The 9,250-nt window shown below is 69.6% G+C and carries 8 protein-coding genes; all 8 read left to right on the top strand.

Annotated features, from left to right (window positions below; translation table 11 throughout):
* The first annotated feature begins 10 nt into the window (after positions 1-10).
* Entirely contained in the window at positions 11-328 is a 318-nt protein-coding gene (locus GRX01_RS04940; protein WP_159663987.1) for an Htur_1727 family rSAM-partnered candidate RiPP, read from the top strand.
* On the top strand, positions 325-1,539 hold the full coding sequence (locus GRX01_RS04945) for a TIGR04347 family pseudo-SAM/SPASM protein (protein WP_321167913.1): 1,215 nt from the start codon (positions 325-327) through the stop codon (positions 1,537-1,539). The genes GRX01_RS04940 and GRX01_RS04945 overlap by 4 nt, the downstream gene beginning before the upstream one ends.
* A gap of 80 nt (positions 1,540-1,619) precedes the next feature.
* Positions 1,620-2,027, top strand: a complete 408-nt coding sequence (locus GRX01_RS04950; RefSeq protein ID WP_159663989.1) for a MoaD/ThiS family protein — start codon at positions 1,620-1,622, stop codon at positions 2,025-2,027.
* A gap of 203 nt (positions 2,028-2,230) precedes the next feature.
* Positions 2,231-5,428 (top strand): molybdopterin-containing oxidoreductase family protein, encoded by a 3,198-nt coding sequence (locus tag GRX01_RS04955; protein WP_201289509.1) that lies wholly within the window; start codon positions 2,231-2,233, stop codon positions 5,426-5,428.
* On the top strand, positions 5,428-6,609 hold the full coding sequence (locus tag GRX01_RS04960; protein WP_159663991.1) for a 4Fe-4S dicluster domain-containing protein: 1,182 nt from the start codon (positions 5,428-5,430) through the stop codon (positions 6,607-6,609). The genes GRX01_RS04955 and GRX01_RS04960 overlap by 1 nt, the downstream gene beginning before the upstream one ends.
* A gap of 10 nt (positions 6,610-6,619) precedes the next feature.
* On the top strand, positions 6,620-7,369 hold the full coding sequence (locus tag GRX01_RS04965) for a TorD/DmsD family molecular chaperone (RefSeq protein WP_159663993.1): 750 nt from the start codon (positions 6,620-6,622) through the stop codon (positions 7,367-7,369).
* Positions 7,366-8,424, top strand: a complete 1,059-nt coding sequence (locus GRX01_RS04970; RefSeq protein ID WP_159663995.1) for an ethylbenzene dehydrogenase-related protein — start codon at positions 7,366-7,368, stop codon at positions 8,422-8,424. Before GRX01_RS04965 ends, GRX01_RS04970 begins: the two co-directional genes overlap by 4 nt.
* Before the next feature lie 11 nt (positions 8,425-8,435).
* Positions 8,436-9,250: HEAT repeat domain-containing protein (locus GRX01_RS04975; RefSeq protein WP_159663997.1), on the top strand; the 815-nt coding region annotated here is incomplete at its 3' end.

Consider the following 9,250-nt stretch of genomic DNA (forward strand, 5'->3'; position numbering starts at 1 on the left):
GACGAGAGTGATGGCAGACTCCGACCAGCGCACGCCGGTGAGCCAACCACGGGCGGACGACTCCCCGGAGTGGGAGGTGTTCCTCCGCGAGTCGGCGGCTGATCCGCTCCGACACGCGGGCAGCGTCACCGCGCCCTCGTCCGACGTGGCGCACGAACAGGCGAGCACGCTCTTCCCGGACGCGTCGACGCTGTGGCTGGCACGCAGCGACCGCGTCGCCCGATTCAGCGACCGCGATCTCGGTGCAGAGTACGGGTCGGCCGACGCCGGCGACACCGCGGACACTGTCGCCGAGGGCGGCGACCTCGACGGGGGTGTCGAGTCGTGATCTCAGTCAGCAAGCTGCTGTACGACCTCGACGCCGAGGGCGACGGGCTCCGATACGGCGACGCCGACTCCACGGCGGAGCAGATCCGCGAGCGCAAACAGGAGCGGCCGGTCGTCGTCTGGAACGGGACCAAGCGGTGCAACCTCTCGTGTGCTCACTGTTATGCGGGCGCAGACGTGGGCGCCGCGGCCGGCGAGCTCTCGACCGCGGAGGCGAAGGGGATGCTCGACGAGCTCGCGGACTACGGTGTCCCCGTCGTGTTGTTCTCCGGCGGCGAGCCACTCGTCCGCGAGGACCTCCCGGAACTCGTCGCTCACGCGAGCGACGCCGGGATCCGTCCGGTCCTCTCGACCAACGGGACGCTGCTCACCCGCGACCGCGCCCGCGAGCTTCGCGACGCCGGCCTCGCGTACGCCGGCATCTCCGTGGACGGTCGCCGCGAGGTGAACGACGCCTTCCGCGGGCAGGAGGGCGCCTTCGACGCCGCCGTCGACGGCATCGAGGCGTGTCTCGACGTGGGACTGAAAACCGGACTGCGCTACACCGTCACCGAGGACACCGTCCCGGACATGGAGGACGTTGTGGACCTGCTGACCGACGTCGGCGTGGACCGGTTCTGCTTCTACCACCTCGCGTACGGCGGGCGGGGCGTTCCCGACGCCGACATCACGCCCGACGCGCGCCGGGAGGCGGTCAAGCGGCTGGTCGACCTCACGCGAGAGTACCACGAGGACGGCGAGGAGATCGAGACGCTGCTCGTGGGCAACTACTGTGACGCCGCCTACCTCGTCGAGTACGCCCGCCGCGAGTTCGGGGCCGAACACGCCGAGCGGGTCCGGCGATACCTCGAGACCAACGGCGGCGACCCCGCCGGCGAGCGCGTCGCGGACATCGACTATCAGGGGAACGTCCACGCCACGCAGTTCTGGCAGTCGTACTCGCTCGGGAACGTCCGCGATCGCCCGTTCGGCGACATCTGGGATGACGAGTCGAACCCCCTGCTGGACCGTCTGCGCGATCGCCCGGACAGCCTCGGCGAGAAGTGTCGGTCCTGCACGTACAGCGACATCTGCCGCGGGGCCTCGCGACTGCGCGCGCTCACGGTCGAGGGCGAGTTCGGCGCCCGCGACCCGCAGTGTTACCTCACGCCCGCGGAGCGTGCGGGGGACGCGGCGGGAGCTGCGGGCTCGCCGTCGCCTTCCGCCGACTGAGGCGTCCGGCGAGCGTCGGTCGGAGGGGATCGAACGTGTTCGGGGCGACGCTGAGGGTGAGTTGTTCCCAATAGTCCCGTATGAGCGCCGTCGATACAGAGACCGTCGAGCGCGAGGACGAGCGTGCGATCACCACCGTCGAAGTGAAGGGAACCGGCCGGCTGTACGACGCGCTGCCGGAGCACCGGTTCGAGTACTCCTTCGAGGGAACGACGCTGCGGGAGTTCCTGGAGGCCTTCCTCGACGAGCACGACGTGGCGGAGTTCCTCATCGCCGAGACGCCCGAGGAGGAGGTCGCCCACGGCTGGGCGCCCGCTCCGGACGAACTTCCCGACGACTTCACGGCCAACCCAGAGGGCGACCGTACGCGTGCGTATGCGCGGATCGCGATCAACGGGCGATTCAACGAACACCTCGGTGGGTTCGACACCGAGTTGGAGGACGGGGACCGCGTCGCGCTGATGTACCCGTTCATGTACTGCTGCTGAACCGAACCACCCCTTCACTCCCTCCAGCGGGACCCCACCGACGACAATCGACTCCCGGTCGGCGGCGACGCCGTCGCCCGTTTTTATTCCTCCCGCGAAGGTGTTCGTCGCCGTCCCCAGTCGGTCGGAACCTGAGTAGTGATTGTGGTGGGTCGGGCGTAAGGGGCGGCTATGCGTTCGAGCTCGCACGGAGGTGGACCGACGTGAAACTGAACCGCCGCGACTTCGTGAAGGCGGCAGCCGCGGGAACCGTCTCGACGCTCGTCTCCAGCGGATGGGCGGCCACCCAGTCCGTCGACCCGGTGACCTCGGTCGACAACCCCCTCAAGTCCTACCCCAACAGGGACTGGGAGGAGGTGTATCACGACATCTACGCCTACGACAGCGTCGACTGGACCGTCTGTCACCCCAACTGCACGCAGTCGTGCGCGCTGAACTTCTACATGAAGAACGGCGTGCCGATCCGCGCCGAGCAGATCTACCACGAGGAGGAGGGAAGCCCCGGTCCGGGGAGCCCCGGCGGATACGAGGAGGCCGGCGTCAGCCGCCACTGGAACCCCCGCGGGTGCATGAAGGGGCTCACGCTCCACCGGCGGACGTTCGAGCCGAGCCGGATCAAGTACCCCCTCGTGCGAAAGGGGTGGGACCCCGAGGACCCCAGCCCCGAGGGCCGCGGCGAGGACGAGTTCGAGCGCGTCTCCTGGGACGAGGCGATCGACCTCATCGCCGAGAAGATGGCGAACCTGGAGGACCAGAAGCGCTTCCACGTGTTCAACGCCATCAAGTCCGACGGGCTGATCACCCGTCACGGCGCCGGCCGCCGGCTGGCTTCCATCTTCGGCGGCTGCGAGTGGACCGAGTACGACTGGTACGCCGACCTCCCGCCGGGTCACGTGATCACGACGGGATACCAGACGTCCGACGCCGACGCGTCCGCCTGGCGGCAGGCGGACTACACGATCATGCAGGGGAAGAACCTCATCCACAACAAGCTCGCGGACAACCACTGGCTCCAGGAGACCCGCGAGCGCGGCGGGAAGATGGTCGGCGTCTACCCCGACTACTCCCCGACCGTCCAGAAGTGCGACCGCTGGCTCCCGGTCCGCCCCGGCAGCGACGCCGCGTTCGCGCTCGGCGTCGCGCACGTCATCATCGACGAGGAGCTGTACGACCCCGACTTCATGCGGAAGTTCACGAGCCTCCCGCTGCTCGTGCGCGAGGACACGGGCAAGTACCTCCGCGCCCACGAGGTGTTCGAGGACCACGACCCGCCCGAGGGCGGCACGGAGGGCCAGGAGGGGCTCGCCCACCACGGCGGCGGCGACGACTGGGGCGACTTCGTCGCCGTCGACGCCGACGGCGATCTGACGGCCGTCACCCGCGAGGAGGTCGGGGGTGAGACGCCCGCCGATACGCGTCTGGACGTCGACACCGAGGTGACGCTGGCGGACGGCTCCTCGGTCGCGGTCCGTACAGACTTCGCCCGGCAGAAGGCGAACATCCTCGACAGCTACGACCCCGAGACGGTCGAGGACATCACGACGATCCCGGCCGACGCGCTCCGGAAGACCGCCCGGGAGTTCGCCGCCGCCGAGAAGGGGCAGTGGTTCACCGGCGAGGGGATCAACCACTGGTTCCACTCAAACGACTCGCTCCAGCGGACGATCTTCTTCATCCAGTCGATGCTGGGGAACATCGGGGAACGCGGCGCCGGCTACTACAACTACTCCGGGCAGTACAAGATCGAACTGCTCGACGGCTACCCGGCCTACGTCAACCCGGACGGCCACTCGGCCCACGGGATGTACCCCGGCTACGCGTTCGCGTTCTTCGGGGGCGAGCAGCTCGACCCGCACGACATCCGCGGCGACTTCGACCGCGACCTCGACCTCGTGCCACAGGGGGACGCCGACGAGCCGGTGATGCCCGAGGGCGCCGATTCGTACACGATGTCGCGGCCGGCGGTGCTGTGGACGATGAACTGCAACCTCCTGAACCAGACGAAACATCAGGAGCACGTCATCGAGAACTTCGTGAAACACCCCGACACGGGCAACGAGCTGTTCATCGTGTCGGACATGCACATGACGTACTCCGCCCGGCACGCCGACATCGTCCTGCCGGTGCCGTCGTGGCTGGAGTGTGACTACCCCGACATCACCGTCGGCCCGGAGAACCCCTTCCTGCACATGGACAGCGGGGTGATGGACCCCATCTACGACACCAAACAGGACGGGGAGATCTGCGCGCTCGTCGCCGAGAAGCTCGACGAGAAGATCCCGCCCGAGGAGCGGAAGGTCGACTCCTACCGCGAGTACTTCGCGGAGTTCCTCGACGACGACGGGGACGTGCGCAACTACATCCAGGAGGCGCTCGACGCCGGGATGACCACCCGCGACATCGACGTCGAGGACATCGAGGACGGTCCCGAACGGCTCCAGCTCAAGACGTATCCGCGGGTGCCGTTCTACTCGCAGATCAACGAGGACCGGCCCTTCTACACCAAGACGGGCCGGATGGAGTTCCACAAGGAGGAGGACCGCTTCCTCGAGCTCGGCCGGTCCGACCTGGACCACTTCGAGAGCCCGGAGGGGACTCCCTACGGGACGAACGCGAAGTGGGAGGAGGCAAAGGACGAGGAGAACCCGCTCTACCACGACGAGGGCTACCAGTTCTACTACAACACGCCTCATCCGAAGTACCGTACCCACTCGTCGTGGGGGATGACCGACTGGAACCTCATCTGGTCCTCGCGGGACTTCGGGTCGACCAACGCCGACCCAGAGGGAACCGAGCGCCTTGTCGACGACTTCTCGTTCCCGACCGGCGACGGGGAGACGAACGACTCGCCGCCGCTGGGTGAGGCGTTCGTCGAGATGCACCCCGAGGACGCCGCGAACATCGACGTCGAGAACGGCGATTACGTCCGGATCTCCGGCAAACGGGGCGATCTCGTGGTCCGCGTGATGGTGAGCGAGCGACAGCGACCCCGCTCGGCCGGCGACATGGGCCAACTCACTATCTGGCACGGTTGGTGGCCCCAGCACTTCCCCGACGACGAGGAGAACGACGACTCGATCAAGGGGTACAACGTCACGACGAACATCTGGCTGGACCCCGGTCAGGAGACGGACGACCTGGTCCACAAGGGCGTCTTCGGCGACCCCAACATCTCCGACGAGGTCGAGGAGGACCTCGCGTGGCACGGCGCCACGCTGGAGGCGGGGTACGAGGAGACCGTGTGGGCGCCGACGGGGACGAACCGCGACGACCTCGTCGACGTCGAGAAGTACGAGGAGGCGGACTGGTGGCCGGGCGACGCCCGGAAGGACGATCTGGTGAGCGACTACATCGACGGCAGTCTGCAGACCGACGGCGGCACTGACGGTGGTGACTCCTGATGCCTCAGACCTACAACCCGCAACTCGGCCGCGAGCAGAGCTACCCCTACGAGCACCGCGAGGAGGAGCGCGACTGGCACTGGGGGATGGTGATCAACACGAACCGGTGTATCAACTGCAACACCTGCTCGTTCGCCTGCAAGTCCACGTGGACCAGCGGCGAGGGCGAGGAGTACATGTGGTGGATGAACGTCGAGACGGAGCCGTACGGCGGCTACCCGATGGGCTGGGACATGCGCCTGCTCGACGACCTGGGCCCCGACGAGACGATCTTCGAGGCCGCCGAGGACGGCGAGCAGGTCCGCGGCTACGTCGCCGAGAAGGAGGAGTGGGAGTACCCCGCCCTCGGCGACGACCAGTCCCACGGGGAGTACCCGACGGGCGAGGTCGTCGAGTCCGACCCCCACGAGGAGCAGTACCACGACATGTGGCAGTTCTACCTGCCGCGACTCTGTAACCACTGCAAGAACCCCGCCTGTCTCGCGGCGTGTCCGCGACAGGCCATCTACAAGCGCGAGGAGGACGGCATCGTCCTGCTCGACCAGGAGCGGTGCCGGGGCTACCGCCGCTGTGTGAAGGGGTGCCCGTACCACAAGCCGATGTACAACCCCGAGACGGGAATCTCCGAGAAGCCCGTCGGCTGCTTCCCCCGCATCGAGGACGGCAACGTCCCGCGGTGCGTCTCCTCGTGCATCGGGAAGACGCGCCTGCACGGCAACATCAACCGCGGGCCGGACGCGGGCCACCCGGGCGGCGTCTCCTCGGCCGCGGACGGGCGCTCGCCGATCAACTACCTCGTCAAGTCCGACGAGAAGATCGCGCTCCCGCTGTACCCGCAGTTCGGCACCCGGCCGCAGGTGTTCTACATGCCGCCGTACCACGTGCCGCCGGAGTTCCTCACGCAGATGTTCACGCCGAACGTCGAGGAGAAGCGCAACGACTGGCCCGGCTCCACCTACGAGGAGTCGGTGAAGATCGTCCAGCAGCGCGCCCGCGACCCGAGCCACCACGTGCTCGGCATCCTCCAGCTGTTCGGCGCGACCACCCGGCTCATCGAGACGTACAACGTCAAGGAGAACCGCGTGAAGGGCTGGGACCGCAAGGGGAAGAAGGTCGTCGACATGCCCATCGAGGAGCCCATGGAGGTCCGAGAGGGCGAACAGTGGACCAACCAGCCGTGAGGTGATCGCAATGACCGAGACACCCACCACACCGGAGGAGTTCGAGGAGGTGAAGCGGCGCCACGGCGGCCGGGCGGCGCTGTACGCCGTCGTCGCCGGGGCGTTCTGCTACCCGGAGGCGGATCGGTTCGCGGAACTGACCGCCCCCGAGGCGATCGAGGGGCTGCGGGAGGCCGCCGAGCGGCTCGGCTGCGGCGACGCGGCAGCCGACCTCGCGGCCGCGCTTGAGGCCCCCGAACTGGACGCGGAGACCCTCGCGGAGGGCTACAACGCGCTGTTCGGACTCCCGGGCGACGAGGGCGAGTACCCAGTCGTCCCCTATGAGGCGTCATACACCGTTCGCGACGACCTGAGCGCGAAGCAGCGCCGGATCGCGACCGTCTCCGGGCTGCTCGACGCGCTCGACCTCGACCGCGGCGACGAGTTCCACGACCGCCACGACCACGTCGCCGTCGAACTCGAGGTCATGCAGGTGCTCGCGGCGCGGCGCGCCGTCGCGGAGGCCGACACCGACGGCGCGGACGACGCCCGCTCGCTCGAACTCGCGGAGGCGACCGTGCTGGAGACGCACCTGGCAGACTTCCTCCCCGGCCTCGCACACGATCTGGGCGCGGCCGTCGACGACGAGGACGTGCCCGAGGCCGCCGCCGACGTGTACGTCGCCGCCGCGGACCTCGCGACGGAACTGATCGAGCGCGACCGGGCGCGACACCCGGAGCCGCCGGAGACCGACACCGGACTCGGGGGTGAGCCGGCGTGAGCACCGGAGCGGGCGACGCGAGACGGTTCGTGGCCGAACGCGTCGACACCTCCGCGGCGCTGGGCGCGACGGCGGTGACGGCCGTCGTGCTGGCGCTGCTCCTGTCGGCGCAGGCGGCGATGGGCGCGGCCGTGACGAGCGGGAGTCAGCCGGTCGCCGCCGTCGACACGGCACCGACGGAGCCCGGGGCGGTCGCGTGGGAGAACGCCACCGAGCGGTCGGTCCAGCTCAACCCCCAGCAGATGGCGCTCCCGTACGGCGGCGGCACCGTCGGCCAACTCGCCGTCGAGACGGCCGCGAACGACTCGCATGTCGCCTTCAGGCTGACGTGGGAGGACCCGACGGCGGACACGAACATCTCCGAGCCGGGGGCCTACAGCGACGCGGCGGCGATCATGCTGCGTCGCGGCGAGCAGCCGCCGATCATGATGGGCGGCGGTGACGCGCCCGTGAACATCTGGTACTGGCGCGCGAGCTGGCAGGAGAACGACTCCGTCGGCGGCGACATGTACGCGTACCCGCACCCAGACGCCGAGACCAAGCCCGGGCTGGCGGCCGGCAACCCGCTGTCGAAGCAGCGCTACTCGGACTACGGCCAGAACTACTACGCGAAGGGGTACGGTTCGCTGAGCTACGCGGAGACCCAGCCCGTCCGGGCGTCCGGTCGGCGGACGGACGACGGCTGGCAGGTCGTGTTCGTCCGCGAGCGGACGGTCGACGGCCCCCACGACGCCGGGCTTTCGTCCGGCGAGCCGGTCCACCTGGCGTTCGCCGTGTGGAACGGAAGCGCCGACGAGGTGAACGGCAAGAAGTCGATCACGCTCCGGTTCAGCCAACTGCAGAGCGACCAGCTGTCGGTGCCGTCCGACTCCTCCGGCGACTCCGGCGGTTCGAGCGGTGACGCCGCGGGCGGGGAGGGCGAACAGACCGCGAGCGACGACGGGGGTGACGGACTCTGGATCACCCGGAGCTTCGGCAACGGGCTCGCCGGCGTGGTCGGCGTCGTCGTCGTCACGTACCTCGTCGCGTACCGGTCGATCAGACGGCGGTCCTGACACCACCACCCATGCAATCAGACGACTACGCGAACTGGAGCGCCCGGGGACGGGCGCCGGCGGAGGACGAACAGGGGCTCCGAACGGCGTTGCGCGCGCCCGAGGCAGCGACGCGCCGCGACGCCGCGCTCGGGCTGGTCGACGCGGCCGCCGACGGACTGGCCGGGGAGACCGCCTCGCGGCTCGCCGAGCGCGTCGAACGCGACGGCGACCCGGACGTGCGGCAGTTCGCCGTCGAGGCGCTCGGCGCTGCGGGAGCCGACGAGTCCGCGATCGTGCCCGCGTTCGACGACTCGAACGAGTGGGTCCGCGCGGAGGCCGTGGTGGCGCTGGCGCGGGCGGCGCCCGACGAGGCCGGCGAGGGACTGCGGGACGCCCTCGCGGACGACTCCGGGTTCGTCCGCCGCAACGCCGTCATCGCGCTGGCGAAGACCGGCGCCGCCGACGCGGGGACGCTGCGGGAGCGACTGAAGGAGGACCCGCACGCCGGCGTGCGCGAGTACGCCGCGAAGTACCTCGCGACGTTCCCCGGCGAGGAGTCCGAGACCGTGACCGTCCTCGCGGCAGTGCTCGCGCGCGACCCGGAGGCGTTCGTCCGGGCTGGCGCCGCGACCGCGCTGGGCGACCTCGGCACCGACCGTGCGGAGGAGGCGCTGGAGTCGCAGGGCATCACCGACCGCAGCGAGGACGTCGTCCGGGCCGCCAAGCGCGCGCTGGCGGCCGCTCGCGGCGAGGACCCGGACGACGTCGAGGTGCCCTCGTCCGCCCCCGGTGGCGGTCCGGACCGGCCGGAGGAGGCGCCCGGCGGGCGCCCCGGCGGCGTCGG

The sequence above is a fragment of the Halobaculum saliterrae genome, from assembly GCF_009831625.1.
Classification (GTDB): Archaea; Halobacteriota; Halobacteria; order Halobacteriales; family Haloferacaceae; genus Halobaculum; species Halobaculum saliterrae.